The following is a 19560-nucleotide window of genomic DNA, read 5'->3' as shown; positions in this document are numbered from 1 at the left end:
CCCCCATGAGCCGCCGCACCCCCGTCGACGCCGAACTCGCCCACAAGCTCAGCAGGCGCTCCATGCTCGGCGTCGCCGCAGGAGCCACCGCAGCCGCCCTGCTCGGCGCCGCCGCCCCCGCCGCCTCCGCCCAGGGCAGGCCCCAGGGCGACCCCCTGCTGCCGCCCGGCCGTCTCGGAATCCAGCTCTACACCCTCCGCGACAAGGTCTCGGCCCTCGGCTTCGACAAGGTCTTCGCCGAACTCTCGGCGTACGGCTACGACGAGGTCGAGTACGCCGGCTACACCCAGGGCTCGGCCGGTGCCATCACCCTCGCCCAGCTCAAGCAACTGACCCGCGACCACGGTCTCAAGGGCATCGGCAGCCACGTCGGCTACTACGACGACAACAACGCCGGCGCCTACACCTTCGCGCAGAACCTCACCAAGGTCCTCGACGACGCCCAGGCCCTCGGCCTCAAGCACGTCGGCACCGCCTCGGGGCCGTTCCGCTACGGATCGACGGTCGACGCCTGGAAGCGCGCCGCCGCGGACTTCAACACCTACGGCGCCGCGGCCAGGGAGCGCGGCATGAAGTTCTACCAGCACAACCACGCCGAGGAGTTCTCCTTCGCCACCGACCGGCCCGACGTCCGCCTCTACGACGTGCTGCTCGCCGAGACCGACCCCGATCTGGTCTTCCTGGAGATGGACATCTACTGGGCCTACGTCGGCCAGTTCCGGTTCGGCAAGCGGGCCGACGGCACCCCCGACACCTTCGACCCGCTGCGCTACGTACTGAAGCAGCCCGACCGCTACCCGCTCTTCCACGTCAAGGACGGCGAGCACGACATCGCGGCCCGCGACGGCTACCGCATGGTCGACGTCGGGGACGGCGACATCGACTACAGGAAGTTCCTCTCCGCCGTCACCAAAACCCACGGCGGCCGCCGCGACCACCACTGGCAGGTGGAGCACGACCAGCCGATAGTGGACTCCTTCACCACGGCCCGCCGCTCCGCCGCCTACCTGCACACCCTGCGCCGCAAGGGCTGCTAGGCAGTGTCTTTATGATCTCGGGTGATGGTTCATGGTGCCGTGATACGACGCCATGAACTGTCCGATGCCGATTGGGAGTTCGTCCGGCCGTTGTTGCCCGAGTCGTTGCGGGGACGGAAGCGGCTGGACGACCGCAGGGTCCTGAATGGGATCGTGTGGAAGTTCCGGACCGGGACGGCCTGGCGGGATGTGCCCGAGCGTTATGGGCCGTGGGCCACGCTGCACACGCGTCTTCGCAGGTGGGCGGCGGACGGGGCGTTCGACAGGATGCTGCGGGCCGCTCAGGCGAAGGCGGACGCGGCGGGCGACATCGAGTGGCTGGTGTCGGTCGACTCCACGGTCGCCCGCGCCCACCAGCACGCGGCCGGGGCCCGAAAAGGGGGCTCCGCGACCCGGCCCTGGGCCGGTCCAGAGGCGGTCTGACCAGCAAGATACACCTGGCTTGCGATGGGCGGGGCCGTCCGCCGGCCTTCGTCGTCACGGGCGGCAACATCAACGACTGCACCCGGGTCACCGCCGTGATGGAGGCGATCCGGGTGCCCCGGACTGGACCGGGGCGGCCCCGCGTCCGGCCCGATCACGTCCTGGGCGACAAGGGCTACGGCTCAAAAGCGATCCGCACCTGGCTCCGCCGCCGCGGCATCCCGCACGCGATCCCCGAACGGGCCGACCAGGCCCGCAACCGGGCCGGGCGCGGCAGCCGCGGAGGCCGACCGCCGGGCTTCGACCGCGAGGTCCACAAGCACCGCAACGTCGTGGAACGGTGCTTCAACCGGCTCAAGCGGTGACGCGGCATCGCCACCCGCTACGACAGACCGCCCGGTCCTGCGAAGCAGCCGTCAGCCTCGCATCACTCCTGATGTGGGTCTGACATTTGACGACAGAACCCAGGCATCAGTGGTGGGAGGGACTGACCACCGAGCTTCGACACTGGTGACCGTACAGTCCCGTGGTTTGATGGCGCAGTCGGGTACCGGAACTCTCCGAATAGCTTGAGCAGAGGCATTGCGTCTTGGGCCCTTCCTACAGAGATAGGGGTCTGATACTGGTGGGCTCTCGTATTCAACTGTCGCCGGTTCCCCAAGGGGCCCAGCCTGCTGGTGACCTTGCCTGGGGAGACCGCATCGGCAGCAATCGGCCATGAACCAGCGCTCGTGCTGTTCGTCGGTGGCGTAGTGGCGGGTCATGCGTCGGGCAGGATGCGGGCCGCACGGGGGCGGAGCTTCGCGACGTTCGAAGGCGGGGTGGGAAGGTCGCCGGTGGCGGTCTTGCGGACGCCGGCGTTCTCGGCGGTGGTGGCCACCAGGTCGGCCGGGGTGCAGGACAGGATGTCGCGGAGCGCGGCCATGACCTGCGACGACAGGCGTTCAAGGGTGCCGGAGACCAGACGGTGCACCTGGGAGTCCCGGTCCTGGCCGCGCTCAAGTCGCTGCCGGACCTGATGGGCCGGAAGAACACCCGGTACATGGACGCCGCCGTCACCCAGCTCCGCGCGGACGGCTTCGAGGCCCGACGAGGATGCCGCCCGGCTTTCCCTGTTCGTGCGAGGGCAGCGGTAGCCGTCACCCCGGAGGTGCGGACGGGAGACACTGTTCTTCACATATTGCCGAATTGGGTGGTTTGCCCATAAAAGAGCTGCGGTAGGCACTGCGCAGCCGGGAACTCCCGGCGGGTACCAGGTCGGCCGGACGAAAGGCCCCGGCCTTCGCCGGCCGACCCTCGTGAGAGGCAGACCGTGTCCCAGCAGCAGTTCTCCCCACCGGTCCTGATCAACAACGTCCGCGTCTTCGACGGGAAGAGCGACGGACTGACCCCACCCACTTCCGTGACGATCAAGGACCGCCGGATCTTTTCGGTCGGCAGCAGGAACACGAAGGAGGGCTTGGACGGCGCCCTCGTCATCGAGGGCGGCGGTCGCGTGCTGATGCCCGGTCTGACCGACGCCCACACGCACCTGTTCGCATCCGGGGCCTCCCAGGCGAGCCTGCTGGCGAGCGCCACCGGCACCTGCCACTACACCGCGCTGCTCCAGGCCGAGAACATGCTCATGCGGGGCTTCACCGCCGCCCGGGACATGGCCGGCGATGTCACTCCCCTGCGGCAGGTCCTGGACAGCGGCGACTTTCCCGGCCCCCGCGTCTACCCGAGCCAGGCCGCGATCTCCCAGACCTCCGGGCACGGCGACTTCTCCGCCGTCTACGACAGCGCCCCGTCCTTCTCCTGTGGCATCCACGCACGGGCCGAGGAGATCGGCTTCCTGCGCGTTGCGGACGGCCGCGACCGGGTGCTCGCGGCGGTGCGCGAACAGCTGAAGCGGGGCGCCACCCAGATCAAGATCATGGCGGGCGGCGGAGTCGCCTCGCCGTACGACCCGCTGGACGTGGTCCAGTACACCCTGGACGAGCTCAGGGCGGCGGTCGAGGCGGCGGAGGACTGGGGCACGTATGTCGCCGCCCACGTCTACAACGACGTGGGCATCCGCCGTGCGATCGAGGCGGGCATCAAGTCGATCGAGCACGGCCACCTCGTGGGAAGCGAGGAGACCCTCGAATTGATGAAGGAGAAGGGAGTCTGGCTGAGCACCCAGCCCTTCCTCGAAGCGGACCACGAGTACGCCAACCCGGTCAACGCGGAGAAGAACAAGGAGGTCTGCGAGGGCGTCGCGCGGTCCTTCGAGTGGGCGCGCTCCGCCGGTACGAAGATCGCCTTCGGGACCGACCTGCTGCTCGAACCCGACAAGGCGGCCAAGCAGAGCGAGATGTTCACCCGGCTTGAGAGCGACTTCGGCTTCACCGCCACTCAGGCGCTGCGGATCGCCACCTCGGAGAACGCGGAGCTGTTCCGCCTCTCCGGTGACCGTGACCCGTACAGTGCCGCCCCGCTCGGCCAGATCACCGACGGAGCGTGGGCGGACATCCTGATCGTGGAGGGCGAGCCGACCGAGAGCACCGCGCTGTTCGGTGACCCCGAGAAGAACCTGGCCGTCATCATCAAGGACGGCCGAATCTACAAGAACCTCCTCGCCTGAATGCTTTCTCGGCACACCTGACGGCACGGTCAAGCTCACGAAGTGGCGCGCTGGTGCCAGGCGTGCCACTGACCGTGCGACGGGGCTCGCGGGAGAAACCGGCCCCGGGCCGGTTTCTCCCGCGAGGGGGCCCGGAGCCCGTTCACCACCACTCACACGAACGGTTCGACCGTGCCCGCCGACGACGCCGCTACCGGGGCTGGCCCACTTCCTCGGCCACCCTGCGGCGGATCGGCCGGCCGGGGCGCGCCTCCAGGTTCTCCTTGCCGTCCTGGATGATGGGGGTGCCGTTCACGAAGACGTGCTGGAAGCCGGTGGATCGCTGAGCGGGCTCCGTGAAGGTCGCGTTGTCCTTCACGGTGGCGAGGTCGAACACCACGATGTCCGCGTCCGCGCCGACCTGGATCCTGCCCTTGCTCCGCATCTGCGGCACCGACTTCTCCAGGATCTGTGCCGGAATGAGGCTCGTCTTGCGGATCGCATCGATCAGCGTCAGCTTGGGCTCGAGGCTCTCGTGGTCCGCGCGTGCCCAGCCGGCGAGGAAGCGGGAGAAGCACCCGGCCGAACGTGGGTGGGCGAAGGCGTCCTTCAGCGGCCACTCGTCGCCCTCGACGCTCTCGGCGAGCGAGCCGTCCTTCCGCACCCATGGCATCCCGTCGGAGGCGATCGCGGCGCCGGGGTGCATCACGGAGAGGTCGAGCATCTCGGCGTCCTCGGGCTTGTCGTCCGGGCGCAGGAAGTGCATCACAATGACTTCACCGGGTCGGGTCTCCCGCATTTCGTTGATCTCATCCTGGGTCAACGATTTCCCGTTGTATTCCATCGCCGAGGCGTCCTCCACCCCCCAGCGCGCGAGCCAGTCCTCGTCGAAGACCTCCGCGCCCACGGTGCTGGAGCACGCGCCATAGGGGTACGCCTCGACGCTGATGGGCACACCGTTCGCCTGCGCCTCGGAGATGAGTTCCGCACAGGCTTTGATGTCCCGGCCCGCGACGCTGTTGAGGTGGCAGATGTGCATGTGCGCGCCGGTCGCCGCGGCGAGGGAGATGAGTTCGCCGAGTCCTTCGAAGCCGCTGTTCGGCTCCTTCACGGAGAGGTAGCGGACGTGCGTGAAGGTCGGGACGTTGTGTTTCGCGGCGAGTTTGGCGAGCGCGTGGTACTCCTTGCGGCCGTACCCCGGCGCGTAGCCGCCGTTGATGCCGATGCCCAGACCGCCCTCCTCCAGTCCCTTCTCGACATGCTCGATGATGTGGGCCACCTCGTCGTCGTCGGCCAGGCTGTTCTGCCAGCCGCTGAGCGAGAACGCCTCCTGGAACCACACCAGGTCCGCCTTGGGCTCCTTGCCCTCCTTCTCCGCGATGCGGGCGTACGTCCACGCGGCGGAGGCGCCGTAGTTGATCGGGCGGCCCTCACCGGCCACGTTCTCGTAGAACTCCGCGATCGGCAGCAGGCCCGACTCCAGTTCGAGTGCGGTGGTCACCCCGTCGAATGCCTGCATCCACGCGGCGGGCAGCTGCTGGCCGTGCGCGTGCAGGTCGATGAACCCGGGTGCGACGATGCGGTCCGCGACATTGATCACCGTGGCGCCTTCCAACGGCTTGCCCGAGATCGCCGCGATCCGGTCGCCGATGATCCCCACGTTGAGGATCGCGTTGACGTTCGTCTCCGGGTCCACCACGTGGCCCCCGGCGAGCACGACGTCGTACGGGCCGGGCTCGTTCGGCAGCTGGGCAGGTCGGGTTTGGTTCTCCTGCGGACTATCGGTCATCAGCATGTCCCTGATCGTCGGAGTGCCTCGTATCAGGGCAAATCCTGTCAGTCGATCAACCGGCAGGTCCGTGCCAGGAACCCGCATTCACCCGATGGACGCACACCCACCACCCACCGGCGGATCACCCGGGCCGACCTCAAGAGGCTCGGCGGTGGCCGGTCGATCCGGCGGAGACAAACGACATGGCACCAATGGGGCCGCCGCCGGCCTGAGACCGCGACCAGCTACCCCGCCACGCTCCACATCGCCGCCACCTTTCTCCGGTCAGTAAGATGACCCCAAGGAATTGGCCCAGGCGACTCAGCGCCGGGTGCTGGCGGGCGGGAGCAGACTGGTCAACTCCGAGATCGCCTCGGGGGACGGTTTGAAGTAGCGGCGGACGTTCTCCGGCTTCTTGTGCCGCAACTTCGCCATCAGCATCAGCAGCAGACTGATCGGCCATGACACCGAGTGGACCTTCCACCCCTACACCCAGGAGTTGACCACCGAGTCGACCGACCAGAACGCCTCGCGCCAGATCGCTGGCATCGGTTAGAACTCGTCCGCCCGACCTGCGACTCGAACCCGTCTCGGTCGTTGCCTTCCTCCAACACCTCCTGGACCGGCATCTGCCCCACCTGCCGACAACCCACCCCATGGCAGACCTACGACACCACCTAGCAAAGCCCTCCTAGGCGCTGGGCGCGTTTCCCTCGGGCGGGTGAGCGTTTGGTGGCGGATCGGGCGGCGACGGCCGCGGCGTAGGCCATCCAGTCCCCGCCGCTTGCGCGCTGCCAGGCGACGGCCACGCTGATGTGCACCCCGATCATCTTGGCCAACTGCCCTGCGGGGAGCTGCTGGGCGAGTGCGAACAGGGCGGTGTTGCGGCCTTGGCGTGTCTTGACGCCGATCGCGCGAAGCCGTCGCAGCATCTGCGACTGGTGGATCGGGTGCCCGGCCGTGCGGCCCGGGAAGAGCCATTCGCTCTCGTGCTGGAGCACGGCGTGCGAGGCAGGCGAAGCCACAAGGTCCGACATGAGGACGTCCAGCGGTGCCGGCAGCCGGATGGGCCGTTCGCCGAGACTGAGCAGCACGTGGTCGCCGTCCTTGGTGACGCGGTCGGCGGTCAGGCGGTGGATGCTGCTGGCGTTCTGCGCGTAGAGCAGTACGAGGAGCCCGGCGACGCGGTCTGCTGTGGGGAGGCTGTCGTCGTGCAGGAGCCGGCGGGCAACAGCCCAGCGGGCGTCCTGGTCGTGCGGACCGGCGGGGCCGGTCCAGCGTATCGCCGGGGCCTTGATACCGGCCGGGGCGTATCGCTGCGGAACGGCCCACCGGATGAAGGCACCGCACCGTACCGGGTACGGGGGCTCGGAGTTGAGGTATTTCTCCACCTCGCCTTGCGTGCAGCCGCTCAGCGACGTGTCCTGGTCTGCCAGCCAGTGGAGAAAGGCGTCGGCCGCGACGAGATGGGACCGGGTGTTCTGGATCTGTTGCACGCTGGCGGGCTTGCCCATCAAGCGGCCGCGCAGCCGTCGCATCAGGTGCCAGTCGATGAAGCCGCGCAGGGCTCGCTGGTGCTCGCCCAGCTGTTGTCCGGCAACGGCCTCGTCCACTACGCGCTCGACCCGGATCAAGCCTTCGTCGCGGAACTCCAGCGCTCCGACGGAGACCAGCAGGGAGCGGAAGTGGGCAAGCGTCTTGCTCTGCGGCATGGTGTCGAGCGCGGCGTGCGTGATGACGCGGTGCTCGCGCGCCAGCGTCGTGATGGTGGCCTGGACGTTCGGCTTGTGTAGCCAGGTGATCGCACAGCTGGGGCGGTCGACCTGGACGAGACGCTCACGCAGTCGGTCCAGCTCGGGGGCGGTGCTGCCGCCCGGGGACGCGAAGATCGTGCGGAGCCGGGCATCGAGGCTGCACCGGGTGCAGGGCGCGGTGGTGAGCTGCCAGGTTGTCTTGCAGGTGCGGCACCGTTTCCAGAACGTCGGGTCGGGGTTCACGCACCGCGCGCACAACGGCATCTCCCGCGTTCCGCCTCTAACCACCGCCCCGGCGCCGCACTTGGAGCAGACGACCCACAGGCTCTTGCAGCGGTCGCACACGTGCTTGTTGATCGCTTGGGAGATGGTGCCTTTGCGGCTGTGGCCGCAGATGGCGCAGGTGCGGTCGGGCCGCGGGCGGCAGGTCTGGCACACGGCCCCGGCCGCGGTGCTTCCGGCGACCCGGCGCCGGTTGCCGCACCGGGGACATACCTCCCAGTTGCGCGGGTCGCGGTCCCAGCAGGACTGGCACAGGACGGTCCCGCCCTCGTCGCGGCGGTACTTGGGTTTGATCATTCCGCAGCGGGCGCACGGCGTGGAACGGGCCTTGAACACGCACGAGTCGCACATCCGCTGGCCGTTCACGGGCTGCGTCAACGTGCGCCGCTGCCCGCTGCCCGCTGCCCGCTGCCCGCATCCCGGGCACGGGGGCACGACCACGCTGTCGGCGCCCGCGCGGACGAGTGCGTCGATGAAGCGCAGGACACCGAGCGTGGGGGCCGCCGCCTGGCCGGTGAGGAGGCTGGGACATTCCACGACGGCCCAGGCGACGTCACGACGCAGAGCCGGCATGCCCCCGCTGTGGTCCTGCGCCTCCAGAACCCGGTCGCGGCTGAGGCCAGGTTCCAGGCCGGCCAGCACCTTGACGAGCGCGTTGGTCGGGTCGTCGTGCTCCGGCAGCGGGCAACGCTCACAGCACGGCTGTCCGTACCGGTCCCGGTGCCGGACCGCGCGGACTTCCCCGCACGCGGTGCACGTCTCGGGCTTGCGGAAACACCTGGTGTGCCCCCAGGTACGGGCGTGCTTGGCCAGGGAGTTCACCAGCTCATGCCCGCACACATGGCATCCGGGGTGTGCCAGCTGTTCGGTTCCCGCCTTCTTCAGGGCCATCAGCAAGGTGCCGACCCGAACTGCACACGGAGAAAGCCCTGTTCGCAGGACCTGCGGATTGTTGATCAGCTCCGGGGCGAGGGCCCGCTGCCGGGCGCGGCCCTGCACCACCTCGGCGGCGACCTCCCAGACCTTCTCCCGGCTCAGGGAGGTCTCGACGCCGCACAGGAGGTCCACCAGGACCTCCAGCGGATCCTCGTCGACCGCCTCCTTGCGTATCAGGCCCGCTGGGTCCGCCGGGAGAGCGGCACTCATTGATCAACTCCTGTGATGCGGGCCCGCTTCGGGCGCAGGCCGCCAAGGACGGACTCCGGCGCGGCCCCGCCGGAAGCGGACTTCGTCTTGGGCCGGGCGGCGGTGCCCGCCGCCCGGACGGGCTCGATCAGGTCGTCCATCTGGCAGTCCAGGATGTCCAGCAGCGTCATCAGGATCTTCAGGCTCAGCCGTTCCGGCCGCTCCACGACCAGGCGGTAGACCTGGCTGGAGGAGAGCGAGATCCCGCGCTCCTCCAGCGGGGCGATGAGGTCGGTGGTGGAGAACATCCCGCGGTCGGCCATGACCTTGCGCAGGTGCCACTGGTAGTCGAGCTTGGCGGTCATCGCGGATTCCCTCTCCTCGGCACAGCCCGGCGAAGGCCGGAGGCAGGGCATTCTGCAGGGAAGTGTTCATGAAGTCGTCGCTGACATGCTTGTAGATGGCCATGGAGCTGTCGCACTCGTGGCCGACCTGCTTCTGGATGAAGAACCGGTCCACCCCGTCCTCGGTCAGGTGCGTGACGTAGGCGTGCCTTGTGTCCGCAGAGACCGTGTGCAGATTGGTTCGTGTTTCATTGAGCTGGGGGATTGAGGAGGGTGCGTTAGCGACGCTGGCAGCCGGTCGTGTTGCATTCCTGTGGCGCGGACGTGAGGCAAGCCACTTCGTGGAGGGCCGGATCGAGTGACCGACGCGACACGGTTCTCTGAGCCATCGCTACTGAACTTGGTCTGGTCATGCCGGGTTATCAGTTTGGTAGTTGAATGTCCGTCGGATATGCCTGGTCGGGTGGGACACGCGCAGGGCGGCGGGGCCGAGCGACGCCAGGCGCGCTACGCCAGGCATGGCCCGACGAGCCCCCGTTGGCCGTGCGAGCTGGGGGGGGGGCAAGCGCCAACCGGGCGAGGGGGACCGGACAACAGCCACCGGCGGCGCGTGGCCGGCGGACCCATATGAGCGCGCGGCGGCGGACAGGCAACCACGCCGAGGATGACCAGACACCGGACGGCGCGTGGCAAACGCGGCCGACCAGCAGGCGACAATGAGGCGGCACCCGGGCTCAACAGCCAGAGCGCCCAAGGCGAACTGAAAGGTTGCAGGCCGCGTGGCACTTGCCACCACGTCATTGTGTTTTGCAAGACATTTTCTTGATCTGTTCTGAAGTAGGCATGGCCTCGGCAATATCCTGCCAAGAAGCTGTGGAGTGACGGGTCCTGAAATCACGCTTCCAATCTTCACTGCTGACGTACTTCTGCAGGGCATCTCGGAGGCGCACGCAGGTGTCACGGTCGCCCTCGGGAATTGCGAAACCCATAAAGACGCCCTCCTCGAACCTGATTCCATCAACAAATTTCACTAGATCCCAAATCTGGGTGGATTGCAGACCCCCTAGCACCAATCTATCTGCGACGATTACATCTACTCGCCCCTTCAATAGATCAGAGAGGCAGCCGGTCATATTCGTTTTCGCTACGGTAATTGCTTGAGAGGGGAGTGTGGATCCTGCTGATGAGCCAAACACTTGACATAGCGTCTTCCCGGAAAGATCCGAAATTTCCCGCACACTCCCCTTTTGTTGACGTAGTGTCAAAATTCCCATCTGCGAGTATGTGAGCGGCCCGACAATGTCGTACCCTTGACTGCGGTAAATTCTCACCATTTGAGGGGTCAATGCTATCGTACTGAGAACCTCGAATCCACGAAAAGGGGCAAGGGTTCCCTCTCTCCCATAACCGCTCGCACCCACACCGTTGGGGAGTGCGACCCGCGCGAACGTTTTCCCTCCCTTGAAATTGGCATGCTTAAGTAGCCCTAAAGCCGCATCCGTGTTGTAGCTTTTTTCCTTGTAGGGCTCGGAGGGTATGACACTCTCTCCCCCGTTAAAAGGGCTGTCGTCCCAGTAGCCAATCGATACGTGTGCGTCGTCGAGAATCGCACCTGGATTCGGCAAGAAGGTGCTGCCCTGAAGTAAGCCAAGCATTAGCGTTGCGAGCAGTGCACGGCGGGTTTTCACAGCAGCGCTAGGCTGTTTTCGGTCGTGAGGCCGGTAAGCGGTCAGGCGGTTGAAGAAGCCGCGAATCCCTCGGCCAGGTTCTCGTTGCAGGGCGAGAGGGATGGCGGGTAGCGGTGGGGGTTTGATCGGGCCCCGTGTCAGGGTCAGGTTGCCAGTAGCGCCGACAGAGCGGCGTTGTGGGCGGGGCAGACCGCGGCTGACCAGTTCTTGCTCGATGTGTTGGTGGATCTGATCGAGGGTGAGCGGGCCGGGGATGTGCAGGGCGTCCAGTAACGCTCCGGTAAAGGCGGTGTTGCGGGCTCCAAGTGGGGCGTGGGAGAGGGAAGTGGCAGGCGTGGAGGTCAGAGTGTAGGTGCCAGTGAGGTCGAGTTGCGCCAGGGCGAGGCTCTTGCGTCTGCTCATGACGGTGACGGCTTGGCCGGAGAAGCAGCAGTCCAGTAGGAGCACACGGGCCTTGGCGCGGGCGCCGCCGACCATGCGTTTGACAAGGTCGACGTGGATGGCGGAGAAGCCGACGTGTTCCGTATCCGTACCGGTCAGAGCGAAGTGCAACACCCCGGTGTCGTCGAGGATCCCGTGTCCGCAGTAGTAGACCAGCAGCAGATCCTCCGCCTCGCGCACGGCGGCGGTCAGGGCTGCGCCGACAGCGGCCTGGTCGTGGGGATCGGCCACCGTCTGGCAATGCTCGGCGGCGAGGAGGCCATGTCCGGGATGAGCCAGCCGCAGGCGCAGGTCGTCGAGGTTCGTGCGCACGGCTGGGATGCCAGGCAGCTCCGGGTCGCGGAAGGTCCCTGCGCCGATGAGCACGGCCCGGCTGCGCTTGCCGTCCAAGTGCGGCTTACGGCTCACTGAGCTGCTCGCCTGTCGCTGGGAACTGTTCGGCCACCTCACGCAGCACCGCCGCCGGGTCCGCAGCGCGGCGGATATCCACTTCGACACGTCGGCCGTCAGCAGCGCTGACGGTGACCTTTACGTCGGCACCGCGGGAGTTAAGCCAGGTGCACACGGACTGAATCAGCACCGCCACCGCACCGCCCGAGCCTAGCGCCACCGTCAGCAATTCCACCGACGCGCCCATCTCTCCCGGCTTCGGTGCACGCCGCAGGGGCCGTACCCGCCCCCGCAGTTCATCCTCCAAACCAAGCCACTCGCTCAGCCCCATAACGCGGGACGTGGCCTGCGGGCCTTCGACAACTACTTGCAGGTCCACTGCATCGGACATCCCAGACACGATGTAAACCCCCTAAAGCGCCGGTACTTGAGAGATTCATCATGCTACTGCCCCGCCGTACGCTCGGAGGGGGAATGATCCAGCAGCACGTATCAGCTGCACGACCCGATGACCTTGGTCGCTGCGCGGCTTGTGGGGAGTCGGGTGACACCGTCGGCCTTCGCGGCGGCCTCGTGGAGTCGGACGATTTCCTCGTGCTGGGCGGCGAGCCGGGCCAGGGCCTGGGTGCGGAAGTCCGAGAGCGCGTCGATCGTCTGCTCCGACTGGGCCAGCCGCTTCCTGAGCTTGGAGTTCTCTGCTATGAGCCGGGCGATCTGAGCCTCACGAGGGTCGGGGGTCTCGCCAGCGTCTTGGAGAGCCTGGACCCGTCGCTCGAACTCGACTCGGAGGTGAGAGTAGGGGCGGGTGCCATAGAACGCGGTGCGATCGACCGCGGCCTCGATGGCGAGGGTCTTGATGTCGCACTTTCCGCCGGGCGGGATCTCTCCGCGCAGGAGCCGGTCCATGGCGGCGCGGATGCGGTTCTCGTTCTCGGTCCGCTGGACTGCGGAAATCCTCATGGTGACTCCTCGTCCATGGTGCTGGAGGCATCGATCTCGGCGACGACGCCGAGGGCCTGGTCGTAGTCGGCCTGGAGACGGGTGCGTTCGGCCTTGCGTGTGGTGCCGAGCTGGCCGAGGAAGGTCACGGTGCGCTCTGCGTGCTCGGCCCAGACGGAACGGTGACAAGGGTGATGGGTGGCCTGCGGACAGCGGGCGGAGTCACACATCCCGACCAGCGGACGGTCCGCCTTGGGGGTGCCGGCCAGCTTGAGGCAGGGGACCGGGACTGGGCGGCCATCGAGTCGCTCTGCCGGTATCTGATCCGGATCGGCGCCGTTGCTGTACCCAACGGCCGTGGCGAGCGACGCTCCAGGGGCCGGGGCGCCCACCGACCCGGCCCGGAGGCAATGACGTCTCCTGCACGGCAAGATGGCCGGCGGGACCAGCAGCCGTCGCCCCGTCAAGGAAGCAGCCGCTGATCGCCGCATAGAGATGGCTGGTCCTGCGCCCGAGCCCCGCAGATGACGTGGTTTCTGCCACTCCTGTGGGAGAGCTATTTGATCTTCGCGGTGATAGTCCGGACGAACTCAGGGAGCACATCGTCCCGCCAGACGAAAGGTGCTGGGGCCGGCATGTCCTTGAAGGTCACACTGCTCTGCCCGCCCACGGTGAACAGCAGAGTACCTTTGCGGCAGTTCCAACTTCCCTCGCTGGGACCGGTGATGACGCAGCGATCCGCGCCCGTTCCACCCTGGTCGACAGGGGATCCTGGCACGACGCGATCGGCGTAGCCGGCAATCAGCTTGGGGTCGGCCACGGCCTCGATGCGGAACCAGAACTGGGTAGCGGCGTAGGTCTCGCCCGGAAGGCGCATGCTGTAGAGGCACTGGCCGGACTGGGACATGTCACTCTCCTTCCACGAGGAGTCGGCAGCGAAGTCCTTGATCGACAAGGCGCTGATCGGACGGCTCTCCTGTTTGATGTCCTTGGCACCAGGGAGGATCGCCTTGATCTCCTCCTGGTCCACGAACGCGCACGCGTCCGGCCACCGATTCGCGGCCAGGATTGCCCCGCCCTTGAGTTCAGGAAGGTTGATAGTTGCATCTCGGGGGGCGGCCTTGCCTATCGCAACATCACCCTCGGACATGTACTTGGCGACCAGGAGCGCCAGCAGCACGACATTTGACATCAACAGGGCGAGCATCACGGCTCTGTTCTTCCACATGACGGCCGATTCTCCCCGAAGCGAGCTGATCGTCGACCGCATCCGCCGCACCGAGGCATCCCGCAGCCGGGAGATCCCGGACACAGCCGCAGAGCAAGACCGGCCGCCTGTTCCCGTGAACCCAACGGCCAGAACCGCCGGACAAGACTGAAGACACCGCCCGACCACCCGCAGGCGACACCTGCACTGGCAGCCGCCGCCGCAACCGCAGTGGTACTGCTCGCCGCCCGATCGCCGGCCGCGGGCACCTCATGGGCACGTCTGCCCGCCTCACTCGCCATCGCCGCGACCACGGTCTGCCTGGTACTGGCGCTGCGCACCCGTCTCAGCCCGCCCGGCTGCCCGCCGGGACCACTGACGGATTCGGCGCTTATCTCGGCGACACCCCAAAGTCCGTCAAGTGGGACCGAACCTCACTGTCAGGAGGCCAAGTCTCGTTGTCGGAAACCAACTCCCAACCTGTCCAACTCCCAACCTGTCCAACTCCCAACCTGTCCAACTCCCAACCTGTCCCATGAGACACATCGAATTCTGGAGAACGACGGCCATAGAACCGTGCTGCGCCGTACCGACGACACCGTGATCTTGTACGCCCGGTCCGGCAGAGTCGTCACCCAGCACTGGATGGACCTGGCCGTCGCCGGCATGCAGCTCAGCCCAGGCACGGTGCTGGACGGCGAGGCCGTGGTCTGGAGGGACGGTCGGCTCGACTTCGCTGCGGCGCAGTCACGGGCCGCGTCATCCGTGACCCGGGCCCGTGCCCTGGCAGCCCGGCATCCGGTCGGAGAAGCCGCTGATGCTGCCGATGGAGGCGATCGAGCTGGATGTCTTCCGGCGTCGGCACGGTGATCACACGTTCCGGTGTGGGCTGCTGCTCGTTGGCTGTGGCGGCCGGCTGACGACGAAGCTGTACACCGACCGCGTGTGTTCCCTGTCGAGTTCAGCGTGTTGTAGTTGGCGGGGCTCTGGGGCGCACGGTGTGCAGGACGGCGGTCGCCATTGCGGGGTCCTCATGGGCAATGCTCAAGCCCTGGTGCCAGGCGAAGCGGCGGTTGCGGTGGGTGATTGCGCCTGACAGGCGGTGAGGGCGAGCCGGGCCGTGCGTGAGGCAGAGTCCTGATCGCCAGTGATCGACTCGGCGCTCCTCGCGGCTCAGGGATCTGAGTGAGGCAGGGTTCGACGTGGCCGGTTGCTGATCTTGTTGACGCAACGATCGTTGTGGGATCAGTCGTGCGCGTTGGGGTGTTGAGGGCCGGCAGCCGGGTCGCGTGCTCCACTGACGGTCATGCCAGGGCGAGGAAGAGTTTCTCCAGTTCCTCCTGTGACATGGGCGGGGCGTCAGGGTCTCCCGCGAGGCACTGCCGCATTCCACTGGCGACGATCTTGAATCCGGCCCGGTCCAAGGCGCGGGAGACGGCGGCCAGCTGTGTCACGACATCCTTGCAGTCGCGTCCTGCCTCGATCATCGTGATCACCGCAGCCAGCTGTCCCTGAGCCCGCCGTAGGCGGTTCAGGACGGGGCGCATCGACTCTTCGTCCACTTGCACGTCATCCTCCTTCGATCTCGGCAACAATACCCCGTGGGGTATTAATCCCGGCTGAGTCGGTCCGGCCGGCGGTCTGGGTGCGGGGTCTGTGTTGCGGCGTCGAGGTGGTCGCCCTTGCGGGGAGGGGTCTGGTGGTCCGCCGGTGTCGGCCGCGCAGGCTCATCTCGTAAGACGCGCTTCGGCGGCCTCGTGCTGTGGGTCATCCCGCCAGGCTTCACAGCGTCCGCAGTTGGTCGCCCCGGGCGTGCCCGCTGGCGGGCACCCCTCATGGTCTTGATACCCCCAGGGGTATTTGACAATGCGAGTGGGGCTCCGTACGGTCGAAGACGTAATACCCCATGGGGTATCCATTGTGGTCCGGGGCTCGCGGTCGTCGCCGAACAGGCCGAGTCGGGTCCCGTGAGCCGTGCCCCCGCCCTGCGCATCCACCCTCGCGCCGGGCCGTCTTCTGGCCTGATGAATACCCCCAGGGGTATCAGACCCATCTGTTCTGGAGGTTCCCGTGTTCTTCTCGCAGTACTACCTCGAGTGCCTGTCCCAGGCGTCGTACATGATCGCCGATGAGACCACTGGCCAGGCTGTGGTCGTGGACCCGCGCCGGGACGTGTCGGAGTACCTGAACGATGCCGGGGCCCGCGGCTTCACCGTGGTGGGGGTCATCAACACGCACTTCCACGCGGACTTCGTCGCCGGCCACCTGGAGATGGCCTCCCGTACCGGCGCGTGGATCGCTTACGGACAGCGGGCCGAGACCGAATACGAGATCCGCAAGCTGGCCGAGGGCGACACCATCAGCCTCGGCGACGTGACGCTGAAGATCATGGAGACTCCGGGGCACACCCCCGAGTCGATCAGCGTGCTGGTCTACGAGCGCGCCGCGGACACGGTCCCGTACGGGGTACTGACCGGAGACGCCCTGTTCATCGGCGATGTCGGCCGCCCCGACCTGCTCGCCTCCGTCGGCGTGACCGCCGACGAGCTGGGCGCGATGCTGCACGACAGCGTGCAGCACAAACTGATGGCCCTGCCCGACGAGGTGCGCGTGTTCCCTGCGCACGGCGCCGGCTCCTCCTGCGGCAAGAACCTGTCCACCGAGCGGCAGTCGACGATCGGCGAGCAGCGCACGACGAACTACGCCTGTGCGCCGATGAGCGAGAAGGACTTCGTTGCCATCGTCACCGCCGGGCAGTCGGCGGCTCCGGGGTACTTCGCCTACGACGCGGACCTCAACCGCCGGGAGCGTGCTCTGTTCGACCCGGCGAGCGCGCCGAGGGCGCTGGACGCGCAGGACTTCCTGGCCCGCCGTGCCGCGGGGGCAGTGGTCGTCGACGCGCGTGATCCGCAGGAGTTCGCCGCCGGTCATGTGCGCGGGGCGGTCAACGTCCCGGCCGACGGCCGGTTCGCCGAGCAGGCCGGCACCGTCCTGCCGCTCGGCGCTGAGCTGCTGGTCGTGGCGCCCGAGGGGCGTGAGGAGGAGATTGCCACCCGGCTCGCCCGGATCGGTTTCGACCGCGCCGCCGGATACCTTGCCTCCCCCGACGAGGCGATGGCCGCCATGGCCGAAGAGATCGCCCCGGCCAGCCGCCTCACCGCGGCCCAGCTGCGCGCCGAACTGGACGGAAAGAACCCGCCGGTCGTCGTCGATGTCCGCAACTGCGGCGAGCGTGGTGACGCCGGCTCGATCAAGGACGCCCTGCATATCCCCCTCGGAGAACTGCCCGGTCGGCTGGACGAGATCCCTCGCGACAAGCCGCTGGTCCTGCACTGCGCCGGGGGACACCGCTCCTCCATCGCCGCGAGCCTGCTGCGCCACCACGGCTTCGACGACGTCTCCGACGTCCTGGGCGGCTACACCGCCTGGGCCCTTCTGAACGCGCCCGCCGCCTGACGCGACATCGCCCCTCTTCCTCGGCTGCCGGCGTCGCGCACGGGACTTCCACGTGCCCTGACGCCCCATGTGCGGGTGCGCCGCCTCTCCACTTCCCGTCCCTGTTTCCGCCTTCTCTCCACGGAGTAGTTCTCATGACCGCCGATGCTTCCCGCACCTCCGCCTTCACACCCGCCGTCCTTCAGCACCTGATCACGACCGGCGACGGCCCCCGTCTGCTCGACGTGCGTACACCCGGCGAGTTCCAGACCAGTCACATCCCTGGCGCCTACAACGTGCCCTTGGACACCCTGCGCGAGCACCGCATGGAGCTGGGGCGACACCTCGACGAGGACGTGGTGCTGGTCTGCCGCTCCGGAGCCCGCGCCACACAGGCCGAGGAGGCTCTCGCCGAGGCGGGCCTGCCCAACCTGCGGGTCCTCGACGGCGGCATGATGGCCTGGGAGGCTTCCGGCGCCCCGGTCGACCGAGGCCCGCAGCGCTGGGAACTGGAACGTCAGGTCCGCCTCATAGCCGGCTCGATCGTGCTCGTCAGCGGCGTCGTGGGCTTCTTCGTTCCCGGCGTACACCTGATCGGCACCGCAATCGGTGCCGGACTGACCTTCGCCGCGCTCAGTAACACCTGCGCCATGGGCATGATGCTGTCCAAGCTGCCCTACAATCGCGGCCCGCGTACGGACATCCGCACCGTCATCAACTCCCTGCGCAACCCCTGAGCCTCCCGCACTCGCCCTGGTCGGGGGTACCTCCGATCGAGGATTGCCGCGGCCCAGGCGAGGCGGCGCAGGAGCACACCCGAGAAGCGAAAGGGCCGCCTGCCCTCACGCACCGGGGGAGAGCCGCGTCACGCACCGCCATGCGAAAATACCCCCCTGGGTATATTTGGTGCAACTGGATACCGGGGGATTCCGAGAAAGGGGGGCAGCTTCGTGTTCTTCATCGACACCATCGAGCTCAAGGGGCTTGGCAACCGTCACTACCTGGCCGGCGGCACCGACGCGGCCGTAGCCGTGGACCCGCCGCGGGACTTCGACCAGGTCCTGGCGGCGGCGGCCCGGCGCGGAGTGCGCATCACCCAAGCCGTGGAGACACACATCCACCACGACTACGTGACCGGTGGTCCGGAGCTCGCCCGGATCACAGGTGCGTCCTACCTGGTGCCGGCCGGCGCGCGCGTGTCCTCTGCCCGGGTGCCGGTGACCGACGGCGACACTGTGACCGTCGAGGCCGGTCTCGTGCTGCGGGCTGTCGCCACCCCGGGGCACACCCCGCACCACACCGCGTACGTGCTGGAGGAGCAGGGCGCCGCCGTCGCCGCGTTCACCGGCGGCTCGCTGCTCATTGGCACCGTGGGCCGCCCCGACCTGGTGGAGCCCCGGCTGACCGAGGAGCCGGCCCGAGCGCAGCACGCTTCCGCGCACCGTCCGGCAGCCAAGTTGCCGGATGCGACGGCCGTTCTGCCGACGCACGGCTTCGGCAGCTTCTGCTCCTCCGCGCAGGCCGAGGGCGACCACACCACCATCGGCCGGGAGAAGTCCGCCAACACGGCGCTCACCACCGACGTCGATTCCTTCGCCGCCGAGAGCAAGATCGCCACCTACCCGGCCTGGATGGTCCCATGGGGCAAGCCGGTGACCCTGCTCGCCGAATCCCCCGAGCAGCCGGCCGCCGCGCAGCGCGAGATGGTCCGTGTCGGCATCGACCGGCCCGAAGCCGCAGCCATCGGCACTGCGCAGGACTGGACCGACGAGGGCACCTCCCTGGCGTCCTTCCCCCGCTCCGCCTTCGCCGGCCTGGCCGAGCAGGGAACAGAGAACGTCGTCGTCCTGGACGTGCGCCGCGACTCCGAGCGCACCGCCGGACACATCGAGGGCTCGGTGCACATCCCGGTCCACCAGCTGCACCAGCGGCTCGGCGAGGTCCTGGGGGGCACTGCGCGGGCGGCATGCGCGCCGCGATCGCCGCCTCGCTCATCGACGCCGCCGGCCGTGACGTCGTCGCCGTCGACGACGGCTTCGACTCCGCCACCGCGGCCGGCCTGCCCGTCGTCACCGACTGAGCAGACAGCCGGCAGACACCGCACACGGCTCCGGACACCGGTGGCCACCCCCGATACCCG

14 protein-coding genes and 4 pseudogenes are annotated in these 19560 nt (G+C 67.8%); 6 read left to right on the top strand and 12 right to left on the bottom strand.

Annotated features, from left to right (window positions below; translation table 11 throughout):
• Positions 1-5: 5 nt before the first annotated feature.
• Entirely contained in the window at positions 6-1037 is a 1032-nt protein-coding gene (locus ACGF8B_RS26995) for a sugar phosphate isomerase/epimerase family protein (protein WP_392743439.1), read from the top strand.
• A gap of 24 nt (positions 1038-1061) precedes the next feature.
• Positions 1062-1908: pseudogene (locus ACGF8B_RS26990) on the top strand (IS5 family transposase).
• Between the two features lie 312 nt (positions 1909-2220).
• Here the strand turns inward: ACGF8B_RS26990 and ACGF8B_RS26985 are convergent.
• Complete coding sequence (locus tag ACGF8B_RS26985; RefSeq protein ID WP_392743436.1) at positions 2221-2637, bottom strand: helix-turn-helix domain-containing protein; 417 nt, start codon at positions 2635-2637, stop codon at positions 2221-2223.
• A gap of 135 nt (positions 2638-2772) precedes the next feature.
• Here ACGF8B_RS26985 and ACGF8B_RS26980 point away from each other — a divergent pair, with 135 nt between their 5' ends.
• Complete coding sequence (locus ACGF8B_RS26980) at positions 2773-4065, top strand: amidohydrolase family protein (protein WP_392743433.1); 1293 nt, start codon at positions 2773-2775, stop codon at positions 4063-4065.
• A 190-nt stretch (positions 4066-4255) separates the two neighbouring features.
• Here the strand turns inward: ACGF8B_RS26980 and ACGF8B_RS26975 are convergent, their stop codons facing one another.
• From ACGF8B_RS26975 to ACGF8B_RS26925, 11 genes and pseudogenes are all read right to left on the bottom strand, one after another.
• Entirely contained in the window at positions 4256-5839 is a 1584-nt protein-coding gene (locus ACGF8B_RS26975; protein WP_392743430.1) for an amidohydrolase family protein, read from the bottom strand.
• A 297-nt stretch (positions 5840-6136) separates the two neighbouring features.
• Positions 6137-6262, bottom strand: a pseudogene (locus tag ACGF8B_RS26970) (site-specific integrase); the annotation flags it as partial.
• A gap of 230 nt (positions 6263-6492) precedes the next feature.
• Complete coding sequence (locus ACGF8B_RS26965) at positions 6493-8997, bottom strand: site-specific integrase (RefSeq protein ID WP_392743427.1); 2505 nt, start codon at positions 8995-8997, stop codon at positions 6493-6495.
• Positions 8994-9341, bottom strand: coding sequence for a helix-turn-helix domain-containing protein (locus ACGF8B_RS26960; protein ID WP_392743424.1), 348 nt, complete (start codon positions 9339-9341; stop codon positions 8994-8996). Before ACGF8B_RS26960 ends, ACGF8B_RS26965 begins: the two co-directional genes overlap by 4 nt.
• 88 nt (positions 9342-9429) lie before the next feature.
• Positions 9430-9555, bottom strand: a pseudogene (locus ACGF8B_RS26955) (integrase); the annotation flags it as partial.
• A gap of 562 nt (positions 9556-10117) precedes the next feature.
• Positions 10118-11761, bottom strand: a complete 1644-nt coding sequence (locus tag ACGF8B_RS26950; RefSeq protein ID WP_392743421.1) for a caspase family protein — start codon at positions 11759-11761, stop codon at positions 10118-10120.
• A gap of 85 nt (positions 11762-11846) precedes the next feature.
• The gene (locus tag ACGF8B_RS26945) at positions 11847-12230 is read right to left on the bottom strand and encodes a hypothetical protein (RefSeq protein ID WP_392743418.1); all 384 of its coding nucleotides are present in this window, start codon (positions 12228-12230) and stop codon (positions 11847-11849) included.
• A gap of 101 nt (positions 12231-12331) precedes the next feature.
• Positions 12332-12799: a hypothetical protein gene (locus ACGF8B_RS26940; RefSeq protein ID WP_392743415.1), complete on the bottom strand. Its 468-nt coding sequence runs from the start codon at positions 12797-12799 to the stop codon at positions 12332-12334.
• Complete coding sequence (locus ACGF8B_RS26935) at positions 12796-12927, bottom strand: hypothetical protein (RefSeq protein WP_392743412.1); 132 nt, start codon at positions 12925-12927, stop codon at positions 12796-12798. Before ACGF8B_RS26935 ends, ACGF8B_RS26940 begins: the two co-directional genes overlap by 4 nt.
• Before the next feature lie 407 nt (positions 12928-13334).
• Positions 13335-14006: a hypothetical protein gene (locus ACGF8B_RS26930; protein WP_392743410.1), complete on the bottom strand. Its 672-nt coding sequence runs from the start codon at positions 14004-14006 to the stop codon at positions 13335-13337.
• 1283 nt (positions 14007-15289) lie between these two features.
• Entirely contained in the window at positions 15290-15532 is a 243-nt protein-coding gene (locus ACGF8B_RS26925) for a metal-sensitive transcriptional regulator (protein WP_392743838.1), read from the bottom strand.
• A 523-nt stretch (positions 15533-16055) separates the two neighbouring features.
• Between ACGF8B_RS26925 and ACGF8B_RS26920 the strand changes: the two genes are divergently transcribed.
• The 3 genes and pseudogenes from ACGF8B_RS26920 to ACGF8B_RS26910 all read left to right on the top strand — a co-directional run bounded on the left by ACGF8B_RS26920 (position 16056) and on the right by ACGF8B_RS26910 (position 19500).
• Complete coding sequence (locus tag ACGF8B_RS26920) at positions 16056-17441, top strand: rhodanese-like domain-containing protein (protein ID WP_392743407.1); 1386 nt, start codon at positions 16056-16058, stop codon at positions 17439-17441.
• A gap of 134 nt (positions 17442-17575) precedes the next feature.
• Positions 17576-18157: a rhodanese-like domain-containing protein gene (locus ACGF8B_RS26915; RefSeq protein WP_392743405.1), complete on the top strand. Its 582-nt coding sequence runs from the start codon at positions 17576-17578 to the stop codon at positions 18155-18157.
• A 213-nt stretch (positions 18158-18370) separates the two neighbouring features.
• Positions 18371-19500 (top strand): annotated as a pseudogene (locus ACGF8B_RS26910) (rhodanese-like domain-containing protein).
• The last annotated feature ends 60 nt before the right edge of the window (positions 19501-19560 follow it).

The sequence above is a fragment of the Streptomyces sp. NPDC047917 genome (assembly GCF_043204345.1).
GTDB lineage: Bacteria > Actinomycetota > Actinomycetes > Streptomycetales > Streptomycetaceae > Streptomyces > Streptomyces sanglieri.
The sequence above is the reverse complement of the archived record's forward strand: the minus strand, read 5'-3'. Positions and strand labels throughout refer to the sequence as shown.

What these genes read in the sequence shown, in the direction of transcription:
- ACGF8B_RS26960 (WP_392743424.1), bottom strand. Translation starts at nt 9,341, where the DNA reads ATGACCGCCAAGCTCGACTACCAGTGGCACCTGCGCAAGGTCATGGCC.
- ACGF8B_RS26930 (WP_392743410.1), bottom strand. Translation starts at nt 14,006, where the DNA reads ATGTGGAAGAACAGAGCCGTGATGCTCGCCCTGTTGATGTCAAATGTC.
- ACGF8B_RS26975 (WP_392743430.1), bottom strand. Translation starts at nt 5,839, where the DNA reads ATGCTGATGACCGATAGTCCGCAGGAGAACCAAACCCGACCTGCCCAG.
- ACGF8B_RS26945 (WP_392743418.1), bottom strand. Translation starts at nt 12,230, where the DNA reads ATGTCCGATGCAGTGGACCTGCAAGTAGTTGTCGAAGGCCCGCAGGCC.
- ACGF8B_RS26925 (WP_392743838.1), bottom strand. Translation starts at nt 15,532, where the DNA reads ATGCGCCCCGTCCTGAACCGCCTACGGCGGGCTCAGGGACAGCTGGCT.
- ACGF8B_RS26915 (WP_392743405.1), top strand. Translation starts at nt 17,576, where the DNA reads ATGACCGCCGATGCTTCCCGCACCTCCGCCTTCACACCCGCCGTCCTT.
- ACGF8B_RS26965 (WP_392743427.1), bottom strand. Translation starts at nt 8,997, where the DNA reads ATGAGTGCCGCTCTCCCGGCGGACCCAGCGGGCCTGATACGCAAGGAG.
- ACGF8B_RS26995 (WP_392743439.1), top strand. Translation starts at nt 6, where the DNA reads ATGAGCCGCCGCACCCCCGTCGACGCCGAACTCGCCCACAAGCTCAGC.
- ACGF8B_RS26940 (WP_392743415.1), bottom strand. Translation starts at nt 12,799, where the DNA reads ATGAGGATTTCCGCAGTCCAGCGGACCGAGAACGAGAACCGCATCCGC.